Below are 21,995 nucleotides of genomic sequence, written 5' to 3' on the forward strand. Positions count from 1 at the left end.
TCGTCTCTTCGCCAAAACACCTTCGGCGTTGTAAGGTTAAGCCTCACGGTTCATTAGTATCGGTTAGCTCAACGCATCGCTGCGCTTACACACCCGACCTATCAACGTCGTCGTCTTCAACGTTCCTTCAGGAGACTTAAAGTCTCAGGGAGAACTCATCTCGGGGCAAGTTTCGTGCTTAGATGCTTTCAGCACTTATCTCTTCCGCATTTAGCTACCGGGCAATGCCATCGGCATGACAACCCGAACACCAGTGATGCGTCCACTCCGGTCCTCTCGTACTAGGAGCAGCCCCCCTCAATTCTCCAGCGCCCACGGCAGATAGGGACCGAACTGTCTCACGACGTTCTAAACCCAGCTCGCGTACCACTTTAAATGGCGAACAGCCATACCCTTGGGACCTACTTCAGCCCCAGGATGTGATGAGCCGACATCGAGGTGCCAAACACCGCCGTCGATATGAACTCTTGGGCGGTATCAGCCTGTTATCCCCGGAGTACCTTTTATCCGTTGAGCGATGGCCCTTCCATTCAGAACCACCGGATCACTATGACCTGCTTTCGCACCTGCTCGCGCCGTCACGCTCGCAGTCAAGCTGGCTTATGCCATTGCACTAACCTCCTGATGTCCGACCAGGATTAGCCAACCTTCGTGCTCCTCCGTTACTCTTTGGGAGGAGACCGCCCCAGTCAAACTACCCACCAGACACTGTCCGCAACCCGGATTACGGGTCTACGTTAGAACACCAGCCATTAAAGGGTGGTATTTCAAGGTTGGCTCCACGCAGACTGGCGTCCACGCTTCAAAGCCTCCCACCTATCCTACACATCAAGGACCAGTGTTCAGTGTCAAGCTATAGTAAAGGTTCACGGGGTCTTTCCGTCTTGCCGCGGGTACACTGCATCTTCACAGCGAGTTCAATTTCACTGAGTCTCGGGTGGAGACAGCCTGGCCATCATTACGCCATTCGTGCAGGTCGGAACTTACCCGACAAGGAATTTCGCTACCTTAGGACCGTTATAGTTACGGCCGCCGTTTACCGGGGCTTCGATCAAGAGCTTCGCGTTGCCGCTAACCCCATCAATTAACCTTCCGGCACCGGGCAGGCGTCACACCGTATACGTCCACTTTCGTGTTTGCACAGTGCTGTGTTTTTAATAAACAGTTGCAGCCAGCTGGTATCTTCGACTGATTTCAGCTCCACCCGCAGGGGCTTCACCTACACATCAGCGTGCCTTCTCCCGAAGTTACGGCACCATTTTGCCTAGTTCCTTCACCCGAGTTCTCTCAAGCGCCTTGGTATTCTCTACCTGACCACCTGTGTCGGTTTGGGGTACGATTTCGTGTTACCTGATGCTTAGAGGCTTTTCCTGGAAGCAGGGCATTTATCACTTCAGCACCGTAGTGCCTCGTCATCACACCTCAGCGTTAATAAGGTACCGGATTTACCTGGAACCTCCGCCTACATGCTTAAACCGGGACAACCGTCGCCCGGCTGACATAGCCTTCTCCGTCCCCCCTTCGCAGTAACACCAAGTACAGGAATATTAACCTGTTTCCCATCGACTACGCCTTTCGGCCTCGCCTTAGGGGTCGACTCACCCTGCCCCGATTAACGTTGGACAGGAACCCTTGGTCTTCCGGCGAGCGGGCTTTTCACCCGCTTTATCGTTACTTATGTCAGCATTCGCACTTCTGATACCTCCAGCATGCCTCACAGCACACCTTCAACGGCTTACAGAACGCTCCCCTACCCAACAACGCATAAGCGTCGCTGCCGCAGCTTCGGTGCATGGTTTAGCCCCGTTACATCTTCCGCGCAGGCCGACTCGACCAGTGAGCTATTACGCTTTCTTTAAATGATGGCTGCTTCTAAGCCAACATCCTGGCTGTCTGTGCCTTCCCACATCGTTTCCCACTTAACCATGACTTTGGGACCTTAGCTGGCGGTCTGGGTTGTTTCCCTCTTCACGACGGACGTTAGCACCCGCCGTGTGTCTCCCGTGATAACATTCTTCGGTATTCGTAGTTTGCATCGGGTTGGTAAGCCGGGATGGCCCCCTAGCCGAAACAGTGCTCTACCCCCGAAGATGAGTTCACGAGGCGCTACCTAAATAGCTTTCGGGGAGAACCAGCTATCTCCCGGTTTGATTGGCCTTTCACCCCCAGCCACAGGTCATCCGCTAATTTTTCAACATTAGTCGGTTCGGTCCTCCAGTTAGTGTTACCCAACCTTCAACCTGCCCATGGCTAGATCACCGGGTTTCGGGTCTATACCCTGCAACTTAACGCCCAGTTAAGACTCGGTTTCCCTTCGGCTCCCCTATACGGTTAACCTTGCTACAGAATATAAGTCGCTGACCCATTATACAAAAGGTACGCAGTCACCCCATAAAGAGGCTCCCACTGCTTGTACGTACACGGTTTCAGGTTCTTTTTCACTCCCCTCGCCGGGGTTCTTTTCGCCTTTCCCTCACGGTACTGGTTCACTATCGGTCAGTCAGGAGTATTTAGCCTTGGAGGATGGTCCCCCCATATTCAGACAGGATACCACGTGTCCCGCCCTACTCTTCGAGTTCACAGCATGTGTGCTTTCGTGTACGGGACTATCACCCTGTACCGTCGGACTTTCCAGACCGTTCCACTAACACACAAGCTGATTCAGACTCCGGGCTGCTCCCCGTTCGCTCGCCGCTACTGGGGGAATCTCGGTTGATTTCTTTTCCTCGGGGTACTTAGATGTTTCAGTTCCCCCGGTTCGCCTCGTTAACCTATGTATTCAGTTAACGATAGTGCAACGAATTGCACTGGGTTTCCCCATTCGGACATCGCCGGGTCAAGGGTTCATATCACCTCGCCGGCGCTTTTCGCAGATTAGCACGTCCTTCATCGCCTCTGACTGCCAGGGCATCCACCGTGTACGCTTAGTCGCTTAACCTCACAACCCGAAGATGTTTCTTTCGATTCATCATCGACTTGCGAAAATTTGAGAGACTCGAACACACATGAGCTGTGTGTCGTTTCAATTTTCAGCTTGATCCAGATTTTTAAAGAGCAAAACTTCGCAGTGCACCTTTTCAGGTTCACTCTGAAGTTTTCTTGTGTTCGCAGTAAAAGATGGTGGAGCTATGCGGGATCGAACCGCAGACCTCCTGCGTGCAAGGCAGGCGCTCTCCCAGCTGAGCTATAGCCCCATCGTAGTCACCTCTGTACCGGTAATTTTTGTTGAGGCAAGGCGTGGTGACACGAAGCATACTTATGTATGTGAGTGTCGCCGCAACGCAGCATCAGCAAAAATTTGGTAGGCCTGAGTGGACTTGAACCACCGACCTCACCCTTATCAGGGGTGCGCTCTAACCACCTGAGCTACAAGCCTGTAGAGGTTTTTTACTGCTGTTTTTCATCAGACAATCTGTGTGGACACTACAAAGGCAGGTTCTTTAAGGTAAGGAGGTGATCCAACCGCAGGTTCCCCTACGGTTACCTTGTTACGACTTCACCCCAGTCATGAATCACAAAGTGGTAAGCGCCCTCCCGAAGGTTAAGCTACCTACTTCTTTTGCAACCCACTCCCATGGTGTGACGGGCGGTGTGTACAAGGCCCGGGAACGTATTCACCGTGGCATTCTGATCCACGATTACTAGCGATTCCGACTTCATGGAGTCGAGTTGCAGACTCCAATCCGGACTACGACGCACTTTATGAGGTCCGCTTGCTCTCGCGAGGTCGCTTCTCTTTGTATGCGCCATTGTAGCACGTGTGTAGCCCTACTCGTAAGGGCCATGATGACTTGACGTCATCCCCACCTTCCTCCAGTTTATCACTGGCAGTCTCCTTTGAGTTCCCGGCCTAACCGCTGGCAACAAAGGATAAGGGTTGCGCTCGTTGCGGGACTTAACCCAACATTTCACAACACGAGCTGACGACAGCCATGCAGCACCTGTCTCAGAGTTCCCGAAGGCACCAATCCATCTCTGGAAAGTTCTCTGGATGTCAAGAGTAGGTAAGGTTCTTCGCGTTGCATCGAATTAAACCACATGCTCCACCGCTTGTGCGGGCCCCCGTCAATTCATTTGAGTTTTAACCTTGCGGCCGTACTCCCCAGGCGGTCGACTTAACGCGTTAGCTCCGGAAGCCACGCCTCAAGGGCACAACCTCCAAGTCGACATCGTTTACGGCGTGGACTACCAGGGTATCTAATCCTGTTTGCTCCCCACGCTTTCGCACCTGAGCGTCAGTCTTTGTCCAGGGGGCCGCCTTCGCCACCGGTATTCCTCCAGATCTCTACGCATTTCACCGCTACACCTGGAATTCTACCCCCCTCTACAAGACTCTAGCCTGCCAGTTTCGAATGCAGTTCCCAGGTTGAGCCCGGGGATTTCACATCCGACTTGACAGACCGCCTGCGTGCGCTTTACGCCCAGTAATTCCGATTAACGCTTGCACCCTCCGTATTACCGCGGCTGCTGGCACGGAGTTAGCCGGTGCTTCTTCTGCGGGTAACGTCAATCGACAAGGTTATTAACCTTATCGCCTTCCTCCCCGCTGAAAGTACTTTACAACCCGAAGGCCTTCTTCATACACGCGGCATGGCTGCATCAGGCTTGCGCCCATTGTGCAATATTCCCCACTGCTGCCTCCCGTAGGAGTCTGGACCGTGTCTCAGTTCCAGTGTGGCTGGTCATCCTCTCAGACCAGCTAGGGATCGTCGCCTAGGTGAGCCGTTACCCCACCTACTAGCTAATCCCATCTGGGCACATCCGATGGCAAGAGGCCCGAAGGTCCCCCTCTTTGGTCTTGCGACGTTATGCGGTATTAGCTACCGTTTCCAGTAGTTATCCCCCTCCATCAGGCAGTTTCCCAGACATTACTCACCCGTCCGCCACTCGTCAGCGAAGCAGCAAGCTGCTTCCTGTTACCGTTCGACTTGCATGTGTTAGGCCTGCCGCCAGCGTTCAATCTGAGCCATGATCAAACTCTTCAATTTAAAAGTTTGATGCTCAATGAATTAAACTTCGTAATGAATTACGTGTTCACTCGTTGAGACTTGGTATTCATTTAGTGTCCGAAGACATTAAGAATCCATGTCACTTTGAGTGCCCACACAGATTGTCTGATAAATTGTTAAAGAGCAGTGCCGCTTCGTTTTCGCTGCGGCGCGGGGTGTGCATATTACGCTTTCCCGCTTCAGAGTCAAGCGTTTATTTTGCTTTTCTCTGCTGACCCGGCGGCTTGCGTGCCGTTGTTCCGTGTCAGTGGAGGCGCATTATAGGGAGTTCTTCTGAAGTGACAAGCACTAAATACAAAAAACTTTTCGTTCGCTCACTTTTCAAACTCAACGCTTATTTATCCCGCGCATCGTCCGTTAAACGCGCAATTTCACGGGCAAAACTGGCGACCTGGGCCCAGTCGGTATAAACCACTTCTTTACGCGTATCCGTTTCCCCGCCCGTCATTTTCATGATCAGGCGGATCATAAAGCGGTCATACCAGCGGTAACGCGGGTAACGCAGCGCGCCAGCAAAGACAGAACAGATATCGGGCTGCCATGGCGAACTTAGCAAAAACTTGCGCGTATAGCTGTTGGTCTGCGGCGTACGCTTCTCCGCTTTACGGGCAACCAGGTTGACCGAGTAAAACGCGCCAGGCAGTTGAGCGAGCTCCGCCGTATGCTTTTTCACAAAGCGATCCAGCGCCGGATGGAAATGGCCGTAACGAATTGAAGCGCCAATGACCACGCGGTCGTAATCCTGCCAGGCAATCTGCTCTGTGCGATTCAGGTTCACCACATCAGAATAAATGCCCAGCTCTTTGAGTTCGGAAGCCAGATATGAAGCAATCTCACGCGTTTGCCCGTCACGCGTTGAGAAAAGAATTAACGTTTTCACCAATGTCTCCTTACTCACGCCAGAATGTTGGGGTAAACAGCACCAGCAGCGTAAAGACCTCAAGACGCCCAAACAGCATATTGGCGATTAAGATCCACTTCGCCACCGGGTTCATACTGGCGAAGTTATCCGCCACGACGCCCAGCCCCGGCCCCAGGTTGTTTAACGTTGCCACCACAGAGGCGAAGGCAGAGAAATCATCCACGCCCGTGGCGATAATCGCCAGCATACTGACAATAAAGACCAGCGCATAAGCGGAGAAGAATCCCCACACCGCTTCGAGGATGCGCTCCGGCAACGCGCGGTTCCCCAGCTTAATACTGTAAACCGCATTCGGGTGGACCAGACGTTTCAGCTCACGGTTCCCCTGCTTGAACAGCAGCAGGATGCGGATCACCTTCAGACCGCCGCCCGTTGACCCGGCGCAACCGCCGATAAACGCAGAGCACAACAGCAGCACCGGCAGGAACAATGGCCAACGCGCAATACTGTCCGTGGTGAAACCAGCGGTTGTCGCCATCGATACCACCTGGAAGAAGGCCTGGTTCAGGGTCGTGACCGCCGAGTTATAAACATCGTGGAACCACAGTACCAGGGTACAGATAACCACCAGGGTCAGCTGGACGCCAATAAACATCCGGAATTCCGGGTCGCGCCAGTACACCTTCAGGCTCCGTCCGCTAAGCAACGAGAAGTGTAGACCGTAGTTACAGCCTGAGATCAGCAAAAAGATGGCAATGATGGTATTGATTGTCGGGCTGTCGAAGTAGCCGACGCTGGCATCGTGGGTGGAGAACCCGCCGATAGCAATAGTCGCAAAGCTGTGCCCGATGGCATCAAACGCAGGCATCCCGGCAAACCACAGCGCCAGCGCGCAGGCCACCGTCAGCAGGACATAGATAAGCCACAGGGTCTTCGCCGTCTCCGCAATACGCGGGCGCATCTTGTTATCTTTCAGCGGGCCGGGCATCTCCGCCCGGTAAAGCTGCATCCCCCCGACGCCCAGAATGGGCAGGATAGCCACCGCCAGGACGATGATCCCCATACCGCCGAACCACTGGAGCATCTGCCGGTAAAAGAGAATCGCATGCGGGAGCGAATCCAGCCCCACAAGCGTGGTGGCGCCGGTGGTCGTTAATCCGGAGAACGATTCAAAAAACGCATCCGTGACGGTGAGATTCGGTTGTTCGGAGAAGATAAACGGCAGCGCACCCACGCTTCCCAGTACCGTCCAGAACAGGACCACAATCAGAAACCCCTCCCGGGATTTCAGTTCACCTTTCTCACGGCGGTTTGGCCACCACAGCAGGGAGCCAATCGTCAGCGCGACAAAAAAGGTTTGCGTAAATGCACGCCCCGCGCCGTCCCGGTAGATAAGCGCCACCAGTCCGGGAATGATCATTGTCCCGGAGAAAAGTATGACCAGCAATCCAACGATTCGGGTAATGGCACGAAAATGCATCTCTGCCGCTTCCTTAGGTATTCAAAATTGTGAGGTGGGGATTATTCTTCAATCGGCAGTAATTGCAATGAACCGCGACTAAAATCAGCGAGTTTTGCTGAAAAAGCAGCCAGTTCCGCCTGAGGAAGCGCCACGCGTAATTGCACCATTGCCTGATAATCACTGTGTGCGATGACACCGTTAAACTGTTTAAGCAGTGCTTCGATACCCGATAGCTGGGCGTAATCGCATAACAAAGTATATTCCGTAAGTGGCGTTTTGCGGGTTGTTATCAGCAGATTAAGCGCCTGCTGGACACCACCTCCGTAGGCTTTAACCAGCCCTCCGGTGCCTAACAAAATGCCCCCGTAGTAGCGGACAACAACGGCGGTGATTTCACCCACGCCGCTGCCCATCAACTGGGATAGCATCGGTTTTCCGGCCGTACCCGCCGGTTCACCGTCGTCAGAAAACCCGAGCTGCTGTGAGTCGTCTGGCGGCCCTGCGACCCACGCCACACAGTGATGGCGGGCATCGGGGTGCTGCGCGCGGACGGACTCGACGAACGCCTTCGCCGCCTCCACGCCGTCGGTATGCGCCAGCAGCGTGATAAAGCGGCTTTTCTTGATTTCCTCAACAAAGGTGACCGGCTCGGCCGGTATCAACCAGCTTTCCATCAGGCCAGCTTCAGATCTCGCGTCATGTTCTCAATGCTGTTCTCGTGAATAACCACGTTATCCTCGATACGAATGCCGCCATAAGGCTTCAGCGCTTCAATTTTCTCCCAGTTGAAGTGCTTGCTGAATTGCCCTTCGCGCCACGGTGCCAGCAGGGATTCAATAAAGTAGATGCCCGGCTCGATGGTCAATACCATACGCGGCGCCAGAACGCGGGTGCAGCGCAGATAAGGATATTTAGACGGTGCCGCCAGGTGCGTACCGGTATCATCCTGCATAAAGCCCGCGACGTCATGAACCTGCAAACCCAGCGGGTGACCGATACCATGCGGCATAAATGGCCCGGTCAGATCGTTCTCAACCATCGCCTCTTCGCTCATGTCTTTGACAATCTGATGCTTACGCAGCAGTTTAGCGATGCGCTGATGGAACTGGATGTGATAATCCACGTAGCTGGTTCCGGCCTTCATGGTGCCAATCAGCGCCAGCTGTTCGTCGTTCACGTCTTTGATCAATTGCGCAAAATCGGTGTCCGCATTCGCCGCCCAGGTACGGGTCAGGTCTGCCGCATAACCATTGTACTCAGCCCCCGCGTCCAGCAGGAAGCTGCGCATCTCAGCCGGAACCTGATGATCCAGTTTGGTGTAGTGCAGAACCGAGGCATGTTCATTCAGCGCCACGATGTTGCTGTACGGCACGTCGGTATCGCGGTGGCCGGTCGCCGTCAGGTAGGCCTGATTAATATCGAACTCGCTCATACCGGACTGGAACGCTTCGTGCGCCGCACGGTGGCCATTCACCGCCGTTTTTTGCGCTTCACGCATGCAGTAAAGTTCGTAGTCGGTCTTGTAGGCGCGATAGTAGTGCAGATAATCCAGCACGCCTTTCGGGTTGAGTTTATCTGCCGGAATATCCAGACCCAGCGCACGCTCAGGAACCGGACCAATGTAGCCGATGTTGCCGCGCGCCGCTGGCAGCTGGCTGCCAATACCGTCTGCTTTTGGCAGCGCAATCACGTCAATTTCTTCGGTCCAGAATGAGGTCGGCAGCGGCTCCACGTTGTGCCAGTAATCGACCGGCAGGTAGAACCACAGTTTCGGCTTGTTCACGCCATCCACCAGCAGCCAGCAATTTGGAACCTGCGTGACAGGCACCCAGGCTTTAAACTGCGGGTTAACCTTGAAGGGATAAGCATGGTCATCAAGAAAAGTATTCATCAGCTCGCCGGAGTGGATCAGCAGGGCATCCAGCTTGAAGCGGGCCAGTACATCGCGGGTACGTTCCTGTAGGGTAACGATATGATTTTTATAAAGCGAAGCCAGTGAGTCCATCATTCTTCCTTTCGTTTTTTTGACCTCAAGTCATCGCATCTTAGCACACCTCACTCCGGCTGCGTGATTTCCACCGACCGTGATCAGCGCAGCAATTTCTTAATGACTAATTTGCATTTTATTAACATAAATTCCACACTCCGTTTCATCTGGTATGACCAGATCCAATTGCTGGATTCAGGAGACCGACATGCTCTACAAAGGCGACACCCTGTACGTAGACTGGCTGGAAGATGGCATTGCCGAACTGGTGTTCGATGCCCCCGGCTCAGTGAACAAGCTTGATACCGCGACGGTGGCCAGTCTTGGCCAGGCGCTGGATGTACTTGAAAAGCAATCAGATTTGAAAGGGCTGCTGCTGCGCTCCAACAAAGCGGCCTTTATCGTTGGCGCGGATATCACCGAATTCCTGTCGCTGTTCCTGGTGCCCGAAGAACAGCTGAGCCAGTGGCTGCACTTTGCCAACAGCGTTTTTAATCGTCTGGAAGATCTGCCTGTCCCGACCCTTTCCGCCGTTAACGGCTACGCGCTGGGCGGTGGCTGCGAGTGCGTGCTGGCGACCGACTACCGTCTGGCGACGCCGGACCTGCGCATCGGCCTGCCGGAAACCAAGCTGGGCATCATGCCGGGCTTTGGCGGTTCCGTGCGTATGCCGCGCATGCTGGGTGCCGACAGCGCGCTGGAGATCATTGCCGCGGGTAAAGATGTCAGCGCAGAACAGGCGCAGAAAATCGGCCTGGTGGACGGCGTGGTTAAGCCTGAAAAACTGATTGAGGGTGCTATCGCCATTCTGCGTCAGGCGATTAACGGCGATCTCGACTGGAAAGCCAAACGTCAGCCAAAGCTGGAGCCGTTGAAGCTCAGCAAAATTGAAGCCACCATGAGCTTCACCATCGCCAAAGGCATGGTGATGCAGACGGCGGGTAAACACTACCCGGCGCCGATCACGGCGGTGAAAACCATTGAAGCGGCAGCCCGTCTGGGCCGTGATGACGCCCTGAAGCTGGAAAACCAGAGCTTTGTCCCGCTGGCGCACACCAACGAAGCCCGCGCGCTGGTTGGTATCTTCCTTAACGATCAGTTCGTGAAGGGCAAAGCCAAACAACTCACCAAAAACGTTGAAACGCCAAAACACGCGGCGGTACTCGGCGCGGGCATTATGGGTGGCGGCATCGCCTACCAGTCTGCCTGGAAAGGCGTGCCGGTGGTGATGAAGGACATCAACGAGAAATCCCTGACGCTGGGCATGACCGAAGCGGCCAAGCTGCTGAATAAACAGCTTGAGCGCGGCAAAATTGATGGTCTGAAGCTTGCAGGCGTGATCTCCACCATCCAGCCAGTGCTGGAATACAGCGGTTTCGACCGTGTGGACGTGGTGGTTGAAGCGGTCGTCGAGAACCCGAAAGTGAAAAAAGCGGTACTGGCCGAAACCGAAGACAAGGTGCGTCCGGAAACCGTGCTGGCCTCTAACACCTCCACTATTCCTATCAGCGAACTGGCGAGCGTGCTGAAGCGTCCGGAAAACTTCTGCGGGATGCACTTCTTTAACCCGGTGCATCGCATGCCGCTGGTTGAAGTGATCCGTGGGGAAAAAACCTCCGACGAAACCATCGCCAAAGTGGTGGCGTGGGCGAGCAAGATGGGCAAAACGCCGATCGTGGTTAACGACTGCCCGGGCTTCTTCGTTAACCGCGTGCTGTTCCCGTACTTCGCCGGTTTCAGCCAGCTGCTGCGCGACGGCGCAGACTTCCGCAAAATCGACAAAGTGATGGAAAAACAGTTCGGCTGGCCGATGGGCCCGGCGTATCTGCTGGACGTTGTCGGCATCGACACTGCCCATCACGCGCAGGCGGTGATGGCGGCGGGCTTCCCGCAGCGCATGCAGAAAGATTATCGCGACGCCATTGATGCCCTGTTCGACGCCAACCGCTTCGGGCAGAAAAACGGTCTGGGCTTCTGGCGCTATAAAGAAGACAGCAAAGGCAAACCGAAGAAAGAAGAAGATCCGGCGGTGGATGGCCTGCTGGCCGACGTCAGTCAGCCAAAACGCGACTTCACCGACGATGAGATCATCGCCCGGATGATGATCCCGATGGTCAACGAAGTGGTGCGCTGCCTCGAAGAAGGCATTATCGCCAGCCCGGCAGAAGCGGATATGGCGCTGGTGTACGGCCTCGGCTTCCCTCCGTTCCACGGAGGCGCGTTCCGCTGGCTGGATAAGCTCGGCAGCGCCCGCTATCTCGATATGGCTCAGCAGTACCAGCACCTCGGCCCGCTTTATGAGGTGCCGGAAGGGCTGCGTAACAAAGCGCGCCATAACGAACCCTACTACCCAGCAGTTGAGCCAGCCCGTCCGGTTGGCGAACTGAAAACGGCTTAAGGAGTCACAATGGAAAAGGTTGTCATTGTTGATGCGATTCGCACCCCGATGGGCCGTTCAAAAGGCGGTGCGTTCCGTAACGTGCGCGCGGAAGACCTCTCCGCGCACCTGATGCGTAGCCTGCTGGCGCGTAACCCGGCGCTGGACCCAGCAGCGCTGGACGATATCTACTGGGGCTGCGTCCAGCAGACGCTGGAGCAGGGCTTTAACATCGCCCGTAACGCGTCCCTGCTGGCGGAGATCCCGCATTCGGTTCCGGCCGTCACCGTCAACCGTCTTTGCGGTTCGTCGATGCAGGCGCTGCACGACGCGGCGCGGATGATCATGACCGGCGATGCGCAGGCCTGTCTGGTGGGCGGCGTGGAGCACATGGGCCACGTGCCAATGAGCCACGGGGTCGATTTCCATCCAGGCATGAGCCGCAACGTGGCGAAAGCCGCCGGTATGATGGGCCTGACCGCCGAGATGCTCTCCCGTCTGCACGGCATCAGCCGTGAGATGCAGGATGCGTTTGCCGCGCGCTCGCATGCCCGCGCCTGGGCCGCCACGCAGTCTGGTGCCTTTAAGAATGAGATCATCCCAACCGGCGGTCACGACGCAGACGGCGTACTGAAGCAGTTCAGCTACGACGAAGTTATCCGCCCGGAAACCACGGTCGAAGCGCTTTCTACCCTGCGTCCGGCGTTTGATCCGGTCACCGGTACGGTAACGGCGGGCACCTCGTCTGCCCTGTCCGACGGTGCCGCCGCGATGCTGGTGATGAGCGAGAGCCGCGCCCGCGAATTAGGCCTGACGCCACGCGCCCGCGTGCGTTCGATGGCAGTCGTGGGCTGCGATCCTTCCATCATGGGTTACGGTCCGGTTCCGGCGTCAAAACTGGCGCTGAAAAAAGCGGGGCTGAGCGCAAGTGATATCGACCTCTTTGAGATGAACGAAGCGTTCGCCGCGCAGATCCTGCCGTGCATTAAAGATCTGGGGCTGATGGATCAGATCGACGAGAAGATTAACCTCAACGGCGGCGCGATCGCCCTCGGTCACCCGCTGGGCTGCTCCGGGGCGCGTATCAGTACCACGCTGATTAACCTGATGGAACGCAAAGATGCCCAGTTCGGACTGGCAACGATGTGTATTGGGTTGGGTCAGGGTATCGCGACGGTGTTTGAGAGGGTGTAAATAAGGAAAAGTATCTCAAAGTAACGTAGGCCCGATAAGCATCGCGCCATCGGGCTTTTGCCGGGAGGCGCTACGCTTTCCCGGCCTACGAAGAGAAAAAGTTTAGTTGCCGTTCTTCCCGCCTGTCAGGGGCGGGTTTTTTACGTTATTGCAGCAGCGAAATATCCGCCACGCGCAGGAACAGCTCACGCAGTTTCTCAAGCATCGAGAGACGGTTAATCCGCAGCTCTTTATCTTCCACGTTCACCATCACCTTCTCGAAGAAGGCGTCGATGACGTCACGCAGCTCCGCCAGCTCCACCAGTGCTTCCTGGTAGCGACCTTCCGCGAAATACGGCTCCAGCTTGTCGCGCAGCACCACAACCTGCATCGCCAGAGAAATCTCTTCCGGCTCTTTCAGGGTTGCAGCGTTGACGCGCTCGTTCAGCGTTTCGTCGGATTTCGCGAGGATGTTGGATACACGCTTGTTGGCCGCGGCCAGCGCAGACGCCGCTTCCAGCGTACGGAAGTGGGATACCGCTTTCATACGCGCATCGAAATCTGCCGGACGGGTCGGACGACGCGCCAGCACCGCCTGAATGGTATCAACGGAGTAACCTTCGTCCTGATACCACGCGCGGAAACGACCGAGCATAAAGTCGATAACATCATCCACAACCTTCGCGTTGGTCAGCTTATCGCCGTACAGACGTACCGCTTCTTCGGTCAGCGTTTGCAGATCGAGGTTGAGGTTCTTCTCTACGATGATTCGCAGCACGCCCAGCGCAGCACGACGCAGCGCAAACGGGTCTTTATCGCCTTTCGGATGCTGACCGATACCGAAGATACCCGCCAGGGTGTCCATCTTATCGGCAATCGCCACGGCGCAGGCAACCGGGTTAGACGGCAGATCGTCACCGGCAAAGCGCGGCTGATACTGCTCGTTCAGGGCTACCGCCACGTCTTCCGCTTCGCCATCGTGACGCGCGTAGTGCATGCCCATCACGCCCTGGGTGTCGGTAAATTCGAACACCATGTTGGTCATCAGGTCGCACTTGGAGAGCAGGCCCGCACGGGTAGCGTGATTAACGTCGGCGCCAATTTCACGGGCAATCCAGCCGGACAGCTCCGCGATACGGTCGGTTTTGTCGCGCAGCGTACCCAGCTGCTGCTGGAACAGTACGGTTTGCAGACGCGGCAGGTTATCTTCCAGACGTTTTTTACGGTCGGTGTTGAAGAAGAACTCGGCATCCGCCAGACGCGGACGCACCACTTTCTCGTTACCGGAGATAATCTGGCTCGGATCTTTCGATTCGATGTTCGCCACGAAGATGAAGTTTGGCAGCAGCTTGCCGTCGTTGGCGTAAACCGGGAAGTACTTCTGGTCACCCTTCATGGTGTAAACCAGCGCTTCTGCCGGAACGGCCAGGAATTTCTCTTCGAATTTCGCGGTCAGTACAACCGGCCATTCGACCAGCGAAGTCACCTCTTCCAGCAGGCTGTCGCTCAGATCGGCATTACCGCCAATTTTGCGCGCCGCGTCTTCTGCGTCCGCTTTGATTTTGGCTTTACGCTGTTCGTAGTCAGCAATGACCTTGCCGCGCTCCAGCAGGATCTGCGGGTACTGGTCAGCATTGTCGATGGTGAACTCCGGCTCGCCCATAAAGCGATGGCCGCGGATCACGCGATCGGACGCCACGCCCAGAATGGTCGCCGGGATAACGGTATCGCCCAGCAGCAGGGTCACGGTGTGAACCGGACGCACAAAGTGTACGTCGGACGCGCCCCAGCGCATCAGCTTAGGAATCGGCAATTTTGCCAGCGAGGTCGCGATCATGTCAGGCAGCAGCGCTTCGGCGCTTTCGCCTTTCACATGGGCACGGTACAGCAGCCATTCACCTTTGTCGGTGGTCAGACGCTCAGCCTGATCAACAGTGATGCCGCAGCCGCGCGCCCAGCCTTCTGCCGCTTTGCTCGGCTTGCCTTCCGCGTCGAACGCCTGAGCAATGGCCGGGCCACGTTTTTCAACTTCGCGATCCGGCTGGGACGCTGCCAGGTTTGCCACTTTCAGCGCCAGACGACGCGGCGCAGCAAACCACTCAATTTTACCGTGCGCCAGGCCAGCGTTATCCAGCTCAGCAGTGACGTTCGCAGCGAAAGATTCAGCCAGGCTGCGCAGGGCTTTTGGTGGCAGCTCTTCAGTGCCGATTTCCACCAGGAAAGTTTTCTCAGACATGGCCGCCTCTTATTTGTTTCGGTTGCACATCGGGAAGCCAAGGGCTTCACGGGACGCGTAGTAAGCTTCTGCAACGGCTTTGGTCAGGGTACGAATACGCAGAATGTAGCGCTGACGTTCAGTCACGGAGATCGCTTTGCGGGCATCCAGCAGGTTGAAGCTGTGGGCAGCCTTCAGAATACGCTCGTAGGCAGGCAGCGGCAGCGGAGTCTCCAGCGCCAGCAGCTGCTGGGCTTCTTTCTCGTACTGCTCGAAGCAGGTGAACAGGAAGTCCACGTCCGCGTATTCGAAGTTATAGGTGGATTGCTCCACTTCGTTCTGATGGAACACGTCGCCGTAGGTGGTTTTACCCAGCGGGCCGTCGCTCCAGACCAGGTCGTAAACGCTGTCTACGCCCTGAATGTACATGGCCAGACGTTCCAGACCATAGGTGATTTCGCCGGTAATCGGTTTACATTCCAGACCGCCAACCTGCTGGAAGTAGGTGAACTGGGTCACTTCCATGCCGTTCAGCCACACTTCCCAACCCAGACCCCAGGCACCCAGCGTTGGGTTTTCCCAGTTATCTTCCACGAAACGAATGTCGTGAATGGTCGGATCCATACCCAGCTCTTTCAGTGACCCGAGGTACAGTTCCTGAATGTTGTCGGGTGATGGCTTAATCACCACCTGGAACTGATAGTAGTGCTGCAAACGGTTCGGGTTTTCGCCGTAACGGCCATCGGTCGGACGACGGGATGGCTGCACATAGGCGGTCGCCATTGGCTCTGGCCCTAACGCGCGCAGGCTGGTCATCGGGTGCGAGGTGCCTGCGCCAACTTCCATGTCCAAAGGTTGAACAATGGTGCAGCCCTGACGAGCCCAGTAATCCTGTAAGGTCAGGATCAGGCCCTGGAAGGTCTTGGTATCAAACTTTTGCATAGTATTTCGTGCTGGATACGTGTGGTTTTAAATGGAAGGGATCAGTATACCCGCTGGCTGCAAGATATACAGTACGAAACGGGGTTGTTTAGGGAAAATTGGGGAATAAGCCCTACAGCCAGAACCTGCGAAGGCTCTGGTTGCTGCTTATACGAGCAATTTAACGCATTGAGAGATGTAAAAACTGGCCGTCTGCATCAAAAGAGCAGACAAAGCCCTCTTTACGCGCCGTATAGCCTTTCAGTTCATAGCTGCCCTGAAAGCGCTCGAAGCCGTTTATATGAATTTTCTGTGCTTCGGAATTATAGCGGTGAGCCGCCTGATCCCTGCACAGCTGTTCCATATTCAGAGAACGCTCCGGGCTCATTTTCCCCTGCTGAGCTTTTTGGACAGGTATCTCCTCAGAAGCACTGCATCCTGTTAATAAGAGCAGCAGAAAGAGTGACACCCCACGCTTCATCATCATTTTTATTACCGCCCTGGTCAGTGGCTGTTATTTTTAGTAGCAACACGTTTATAGATTAAAGTCCGTCATTCTGCGAATCTCGCCAGCTCCCTACAAGTTAGCCTGGCTAAACTCAGAATTTTCCAAGGGAAAAGTTTTACACAATCGCAGTCACACTTTTTTTATCAGGAATACAGAGGAACTGATGCAGTCAAAAATTAACTGGATTGATAACCTGCGGGGAATAGCCTGTCTGATGGTGGTGATGATCCACACAACGACCTGGTATGTCACGAACGCGCACAGTATCAGCCCTGTTAACTGGGATGTCGCCAATATTCTGAACTCGGCCTCCCGCGTGAGCGTCCCGCTGTTCTTTATGATTTCCGGTTTTCTCTTTTTTGGCGAGCGTAGCGCACAGCCGAGACATTTCATCCGTATTGTCTCCTGTCTGCTGTTTTACAGCGCCATTTCGCTGCTCTATATCGTCCTGTTCACTTCAATTAACGCTGAACGTTCCCTGCTCAACTTGTTGCAAAAACCAGTGTTCTATCATCTGTGGTTTTTCTTCGCGATAATGGTTATCTATCTGGTTTCGCCGTTAATTCAGGTAAAAAACGTCAGCGGTAAAATGCTGCTGGCCCTGATGGTAATAATCGGGATCGTGGCCAACCCGAATACCGTTTCACAGAAAATTGATGGCTTTGAATGGCTGCCCGTTAACCTTTATATCACCGGGGATACGTTTTATTACGTGCTGTACGGCATGCTGGGGCGCGCCATTGGCATGATGGAGACGCAAAAGCGAGGAATGAACTGGCTATGCGCGGCCGCGTTTCTCGTCGGTGTGTTTATTATCTCTCGCGGGACGCTGCATGAGCTGCAATGGCGCGGCAACTTTGCCGATACCTGGTATCTCTACTGCGGGCCGATGGTCTTTATCTGCGCGATCTCTCTGCTGACGCTGGTTAAAAACACCCTGAATGCCCGCCCGCTTCCGGTGCTGGGGTTTATCTCTCGCCACTCGCTGGGCATTTACGGTTTTCACGCGCTGGTGATCCACGCCCTGCGCACCCGCGGCGTTGAGCTTAAAAGCTGGCCGGTGCTGGATATTGTCTGGATATTTACCGTTACGCTGGTTGTCAGCCTGCTGCTGTCAATGTTGCTGCAAAGAATCGATACGCGCCGGTTTGTGAGCTAGCCCGGTTGAAGGCTGGTAGGCCGGGTAAGCGTTAGCGCCACCCGGCTCCTGTTTATGACATTAGCGGCAAAAGCTGCTGATAGATTTTGCGGAACACGTCTCGTCTTTCAGCATAGCGAGCATGATTTTTCGCATCAGGACGATGCTGCTGTTCAAGCGACAGCTGGGGCAAAAGCTGGTGCTGTGGTTTATCCGGGTTCAGCGCAATTTGCGCCAGCCGTGCCGCACCGAGCGCCGGGCCGACATCGCCTCCCGTACGATAGTCCAGCTGCAACCCGCTGATATCGGAAAGCATTTGCCGCCAGTAGCTGCTTCGTGCACCGCCGCCAATTAACGTAATGCTGGATGGCGTCAGTCCACAGTCATGCACGACATCCATTCCGTCCGCCAGAGCATAGCCAACGCCTTCAAGCACCGCGCGCGCAAGCTCTGCCGGGCCGTGCTGATGGGTAAGACCGAAGAACACCCCTTTCGCTTCCGGGTTGTTATGCGGCGTCCGCTCGCCGGAAAGGTACGGTAAAAACCAGACCGCACCGGCATTATCATCTGCGTGCTGTGCCGCTGTTATAAGCGCCGGGACGTCCGCCATTCCGGTTAGCTTTGCCGCCCAGTCAAGGCAGGAAGCCGCGCTCAGCATCACCGACATCAAATGCCATTTACCCGGCAACGCGTGGCAGAAGCTGTGTACGGCGCTTCCCGGGTTGCTACGATACCCGTCACTGACGGCAAAATAGACGCCGGAAGTGCCGAGCGAGAGCATGGCCTGCCCTGCCTCGACCATCCCCACGCCGACCGCACCCGCCGCATTATCGCCGCCGCCGGCGACGACAGGTACGGCTGGCATGTTCCAGCGTTCAGCAACAGAAGGCTGCAAAGCGCCCGTGATTTCACTGCCTTCAAACAGCGCAGGCATATGGTCGCGCGTCAGTTGGCAGGCATCCAGCATCGCCTCGCTCCAGTCCCGTTTCGCCACGTCGAGCCACATCGTGCCCGCGGCGTCAGACATGTCGCTGGCAAAATCCCCTGTCATGCGAAAACGCAGGTAGTCTTTCGGCAACAGAACCTTCGCCACCTGACGAAAAATCTCAGGCTCATGGCGCTGCACCCACAGGAGTTTTGGCGCGGTAAAACCGGGCATCATCAGGTTGCCCGTAATTTCGCGGGACGCAGGCACACGCTCCTCAAGGATCGCGCACTCTTCCGCACAGCGGCCATCGTTCCAGAGAATAGCCGGGCGCAGAACGCGATGCTGACTATCCAGCAACGTTGCGCCATGCATTTGCCCGGCAATGCCCAGCGCCTTCACGTCGCGCAGGCTGTGCTGCTCGCCTAAGGCTTTCATCGCACGGTCCGTCGCCTGCCACCACTGCTCCGGATCTTGTTCCGACCAAAGCGGATACGGACGTGAAACCTGCAACTTTTCAGTGTGCGTGGCTAATACATCGCCCTGCTCGCTTAACAGGATGGCTTTCACCCCCGACGTGCCAAGATCGATCCCGATATACATGTGGTGGCTCCTTTGACGAAAATGCCCGGTGGCGCTGCGCTTACCGGGCCTGGATGCTGTTATTTATCGAACAGGTAGTGATTGACCAGGTTTTCCAGCAGCTCCTGATGGCCGCTCTGATGCTGCGGCGCAAGCTGATGCTGTTCAGCGTACTTCGCGATCTCCGCAAGCGATAACTGACCTTTCAAAATTTGCTGGCCCAGCTCACTGTTCCAGCCGCTGTAGCGCTTCGCCACGCGCTTATCCAGCTCACCGTCTTCAATCATACGGGCCGCCACTTTCAGCGCCAGCGCCATGGTGTCCATCGCGCCAATATGCCCGTAGAACAGATCGTATTTGTCGGTGCTCTGGCGACGCACTTTGGCGTCGAAGTTCAGGCCGCCGGTGGTGAAACCGCCCGCTTTGATGATCTCGTACATCACCAGCGCATTCTCTTCCACGCTGTTCGGGAACTGGTCGGTATCCCAGCCCAGCTGTGGATCACCACGGTTAGCATCGACAGAGCCGAAGATGCCCAGCGCAATCGCAGAGGCAATTTCGTGATGGAACGAGTGGCCCGCCAGGGTAGCGTGGTTAGCCTCAATATTCACTTTGATCTCTTTTTCCAGACCAAACTGCTTCAGGAAGCCATACACGGTGGCGACATCGTAGTCATACTGATGCTTGGTTGGCTCCTGTGGTTTTGGCTCAATCAGCAGCGTGCCGCGGAAACCGATTTTGTGTTTGTGGTCCACAACCATCTGCATAAAGCGACCAATCTGCTCACGCTCCTGACGCAGGTCGGTATTCAGCAGCGTTTCATAGCCTTCACGACCGCCCCAGAGTACATAGTTCTCACCGCCCAGCTGATGCGTGGCGTTCATCGCGGTCACGACCTGGGTTGCAGCCCAGCTGAAGACTTCCGGGTCCGGGTTGGTTGCCGCGCCCGCGCCATAGCGAGGGTTGGTAAAGCAGTTAGCCGTACCCCAGAGCAGCTTGACGCCGCTTTGCTGCTGTTTTTCAGCCAGTACGTCGACCATCTGCGCGAAATTGTTCAGATACTCTTTCAGCGATGCCCCTTCCGGCGACACGTCCACATCGTGGAAACAGTAGTACGGCACGTTCAGCTTATGGAAGAACTCGAACGCGACGTCGGCTTTACGCTTCGCCAGCTCAATGGCCTCGCCCGGCTGTTGCCATGGACGGTCAAAAGAGCCCACGCCGAACATATCGGCACCGTTCCAGCAGAAGGTGTGCCAGTAGCAGGCGGCAAAGCGCAAGTGATCTTCCATGCGCTTACCCAGCACCAGCTCATCCGGGTTGTAGTGACGAAATGCTAAAGGATTGGTCGTTTTCGTGCCTTCGAAACGAACGCGATCGAGTTGGTCGAAATAAGCTTGCATATTGAGCTCCATAATCAGGGTATGCGGCGTGGTCTTGCTTCTGGAGTAATAGTGAATAGACATTGGAGGTTGCTCAATTACGTTATTTCACACTGCTATTGAGATAATGCGCAATTGTGCGCTGGCTCGCAAAATAATGTGCAGACAAACTATTTTTCGGCGCGCATTCCAGAATCAAATGTAATTAATAGGTTACGCTTTTTAAAATCCGATCGCGGTCATAAATTCAGAAATAAACCAAATATCGTAATGAGAAGATAAAAATCTGTAATTGCCAGCAGGCCTTTCCACGTTAAAAATTTGCTGCGTCTCAGCAGTGAACGTTTCTTTTATCTCAGCTACACATACCCCTACAAAAAGGCCTAATAATTATGAAGATAAAGAACCTGACCCTAACGCTCTGCACTACTATCCTGCTTGCAAGCTTTGCCGGACATGCCAAAGAGGTCAAAATCGGCATGGCGATTGATGACTTACGCCTGGAGCGCTGGCAAAAAGATCGCGATATCTTTGTTAAAAAAGCGGAATCTCTCGGCGCGGAGGTGTTCGTTCAGTCCGCTAACGGCAACGAAGAGACGCAAATGTCGCAAATCGAGAATATGATCAACCGTGGCGTCGATGTGCTGGTCATTATCCCGTATAACGGCCAGGTATTAAGCAACGTGGTGAAAGAAGCGAAACAGGAAGGGATAAAAGTCCTGGCTTATGACCGCATGATTAATAATGCCGATATTGATTATTATATTTCGTTCGACAATGAAAAGGTGGGTGAATTACAGGCTAAAAGCCTGGTCGCAAAAGTGCCTCAGGGGAATTATTTCCTGATGGGCGGCTCGCCTGTGGATAACAACGCCAAACTGTTCCGCCAGGGACAAATGAAAGTGCTGAAGCCGTATATCGACGAGGGCAAAATTAAAGTCGTCGGCGACCAGTGGGCTGACGGCTGGTTACCGGAAAACGCGCTGAAAATTATGGAAAACGCGTTGACCGCAAATAACAACAAAATCGATGCGGTGGTGGCCTCTAACGATGCCACTGCGGGTGGCGCCATTCAGGCGCTGAGCGCGCAGGGACTGGCCGGGAAAGTCGCTATTTCCGGACAGGACGCCGACCTTGCGGGTGTAAAACGCATCATCGCGGGTACCCAGACCATGACGGTGTATAAGCCCATTACCGAGCTTGCCAATACGGCCGCCGAAATTGCCGTTGAGCTGGGCAATGGCCAGCAACCTAAAGCAGACGCGACGTTAAATAACGGCCTGAAAGACGTACCTGCTCGCCTGCTTACCCCTATCGAAGTCAACAAAGAGAATATTGACGCCACCGTGGTGAAAGACGGTTTCCATAAGAAGAGTGAACTGTAATCCAGCGCAGCCCCTGCCCGGCAGGGGCGCATTGACCTGCCCTGTTCATCTGTTGGGCTATGCGGAGCA

Annotated in this window: 13 protein-coding genes, 2 tRNA genes and 2 rRNA genes; 4 read left to right on the forward strand and 13 right to left on the reverse strand. The window is 55.1% G+C overall.

Features of this window, described 5'->3' with window-relative positions; all coding sequences use genetic code 11:
- Positions 1-32 precede the first annotated feature (32 nt).
- From O1721_RS02560 to pepQ, 8 genes are all read right to left on the reverse strand, one after another.
- Positions 33-2,938, reverse strand: a 23S ribosomal RNA gene (locus O1721_RS02560).
- Positions 2,939-3,118: 180 nt separating this feature from the next.
- Positions 3,119-3,194: transfer RNA gene (locus tag O1721_RS02565), tRNA-Ala, on the reverse strand.
- 105 nt (positions 3,195-3,299) lie between these two features.
- Positions 3,300-3,376, reverse strand: a tRNA-Ile gene (locus O1721_RS02570).
- A gap of 70 nt (positions 3,377-3,446) precedes the next feature.
- A 16S ribosomal RNA gene (locus O1721_RS02575) occupies positions 3,447-4,988 on the reverse strand.
- Together the 16S and 23S rRNA genes with 2 tRNA genes alongside form the textbook arrangement of a ribosomal RNA operon.
- Before the next feature lie 355 nt (positions 4,989-5,343).
- Entirely contained in the window at positions 5,344-5,889 is a 546-nt protein-coding gene (gene hemG, locus O1721_RS02580) for a menaquinone-dependent protoporphyrinogen IX dehydrogenase (RefSeq protein WP_017382603.1), read from the reverse strand.
- Positions 5,890-5,899: 10 nt separating this feature from the next.
- Complete coding sequence (trkH, locus tag O1721_RS02585) at positions 5,900-7,351, reverse strand: Trk system potassium transporter TrkH (RefSeq protein WP_006808591.1); 1,452 nt, start codon at positions 7,349-7,351, stop codon at positions 5,900-5,902.
- Positions 7,352-7,392: 41 nt separating this feature from the next.
- Entirely contained in the window at positions 7,393-8,007 is a 615-nt protein-coding gene (locus O1721_RS02590; protein WP_015572737.1) for an IMPACT family protein, read from the reverse strand.
- Positions 8,007-9,338: a Xaa-Pro dipeptidase gene (gene pepQ / locus O1721_RS02595; protein WP_017382602.1), complete on the reverse strand. Its 1,332-nt coding sequence runs from the start codon at positions 9,336-9,338 to the stop codon at positions 8,007-8,009. The genes O1721_RS02590 and pepQ overlap by 1 nt, the downstream gene beginning before the upstream one ends.
- A 190-nt stretch (positions 9,339-9,528) precedes the next feature.
- Between pepQ and fadB the strand changes: the two genes are divergently transcribed.
- Positions 9,529-11,718 carry a fatty acid oxidation complex subunit alpha FadB gene (gene fadB, locus O1721_RS02600; RefSeq protein ID WP_032649812.1) on the forward strand — a complete coding sequence of 730 codons (2,190 nt, stop codon included), beginning with the start codon at positions 9,529-9,531 and terminating at the stop codon, positions 11,716-11,718.
- Between the two features lie 9 nt (positions 11,719-11,727).
- Complete coding sequence (gene fadA, locus O1721_RS02605; protein WP_000416981.1) at positions 11,728-12,891, forward strand: acetyl-CoA C-acyltransferase FadA; 1,164 nt, start codon at positions 11,728-11,730, stop codon at positions 12,889-12,891.
- A gap of 145 nt (positions 12,892-13,036) precedes the next feature.
- Here fadA and glyS read toward each other — a convergent pair whose 3' ends face one another.
- The 3 genes from glyS to O1721_RS02620 all read right to left on the reverse strand — a co-directional run bounded on the left by glyS (position 13,037) and on the right by O1721_RS02620 (position 16,493).
- Complete coding sequence (gene glyS / locus O1721_RS02610; protein ID WP_006808596.1) at positions 13,037-15,106, reverse strand: glycine--tRNA ligase subunit beta; 2,070 nt, start codon at positions 15,104-15,106, stop codon at positions 13,037-13,039.
- Positions 15,107-15,115: 9 nt separating this feature from the next.
- Positions 15,116-16,027: a glycine--tRNA ligase subunit alpha gene (gene glyQ, locus O1721_RS02615; RefSeq protein ID WP_003860141.1), complete on the reverse strand. Its 912-nt coding sequence runs from the start codon at positions 16,025-16,027 to the stop codon at positions 15,116-15,118.
- Between the two features lie 160 nt (positions 16,028-16,187).
- A complete protein-coding gene (locus O1721_RS02620) occupies positions 16,188-16,493 on the reverse strand; it encodes a YsaB family lipoprotein (protein WP_017693801.1) in 306 nt (101 codons plus the stop codon).
- A 184-nt stretch (positions 16,494-16,677) separates the two neighbouring features.
- On the opposite strand from O1721_RS02620, the gene O1721_RS02625 reads away from it, so the two are divergent.
- Positions 16,678-17,673 (forward strand): acyltransferase, encoded by a 996-nt coding sequence (locus O1721_RS02625; RefSeq protein ID WP_023295591.1) that lies wholly within the window; start codon positions 16,678-16,680, stop codon positions 17,671-17,673.
- Positions 17,674-17,725: 52 nt separating this feature from the next.
- On the opposite strand, the gene xylB is transcribed toward O1721_RS02625, so the two are convergent.
- Entirely contained in the window at positions 17,726-19,180 is a 1,455-nt protein-coding gene (gene xylB / locus O1721_RS02630) for a xylulokinase (protein ID WP_032649815.1), read from the reverse strand.
- A 59-nt stretch (positions 19,181-19,239) separates the two neighbouring features.
- The gene (gene xylA / locus O1721_RS02635) at positions 19,240-20,562 is read right to left on the reverse strand and encodes a xylose isomerase (RefSeq protein WP_026080557.1); all 1,323 of its coding nucleotides are present in this window, start codon (positions 20,560-20,562) and stop codon (positions 19,240-19,242) included.
- Between the two features lie 371 nt (positions 20,563-20,933).
- Here xylA and xylF point away from each other — a divergent pair, with 371 nt between their 5' ends.
- Positions 20,934-21,926 (forward strand): D-xylose ABC transporter substrate-binding protein, encoded by a 993-nt coding sequence (xylF, locus tag O1721_RS02640; RefSeq protein WP_015572745.1) that lies wholly within the window; start codon positions 20,934-20,936, stop codon positions 21,924-21,926.
- The last annotated feature ends 69 nt before the right edge of the window (positions 21,927-21,995 follow it).

Source organism: Enterobacter cloacae complex sp. HYC033_NIDB (assembly GCF_056673335.1).

What these genes read in the sequence shown, in the direction of transcription:
- O1721_RS02590 (WP_015572737.1), bottom strand. Translation starts at nt 8,007, where the DNA reads ATGGAAAGCTGGTTGATACCGGCCGAGCCGGTCACCTTTGTTGAGGAA.
- xylB (WP_032649815.1), bottom strand. Translation starts at nt 19,180, where the DNA reads ATGTATATCGGGATCGATCTTGGCACGTCGGGGGTGAAAGCCATCCTG.
- xylA (WP_026080557.1), bottom strand. Translation starts at nt 20,562, where the DNA reads ATGCAAGCTTATTTCGACCAACTCGATCGCGTTCGTTTCGAAGGCACG.
- fadA (WP_000416981.1), top strand. Translation starts at nt 11,728, where the DNA reads ATGGAAAAGGTTGTCATTGTTGATGCGATTCGCACCCCGATGGGCCGT.
- trkH (WP_006808591.1), bottom strand. Translation starts at nt 7,351, where the DNA reads ATGCATTTTCGTGCCATTACCCGAATCGTTGGATTGCTGGTCATACTT.
- O1721_RS02625 (WP_023295591.1), top strand. Translation starts at nt 16,678, where the DNA reads ATGCAGTCAAAAATTAACTGGATTGATAACCTGCGGGGAATAGCCTGT.
- glyS (WP_006808596.1), bottom strand. Translation starts at nt 15,106, where the DNA reads ATGTCTGAGAAAACTTTCCTGGTGGAAATCGGCACTGAAGAGCTGCCA.
- xylF (WP_015572745.1), top strand. Translation starts at nt 20,934, where the DNA reads ATGAAGATAAAGAACCTGACCCTAACGCTCTGCACTACTATCCTGCTT.
- O1721_RS02620 (WP_017693801.1), bottom strand. Translation starts at nt 16,493, where the DNA reads ATGATGATGAAGCGTGGGGTGTCACTCTTTCTGCTGCTCTTATTAACA.
- glyQ (WP_003860141.1), bottom strand. Translation starts at nt 16,027, where the DNA reads ATGCAAAAGTTTGATACCAAGACCTTCCAGGGCCTGATCCTGACCTTA.
- fadB (WP_032649812.1), top strand. Translation starts at nt 9,529, where the DNA reads ATGCTCTACAAAGGCGACACCCTGTACGTAGACTGGCTGGAAGATGGC.
- pepQ (WP_017382602.1), bottom strand. Translation starts at nt 9,338, where the DNA reads ATGGACTCACTGGCTTCGCTTTATAAAAATCATATCGTTACCCTACAG.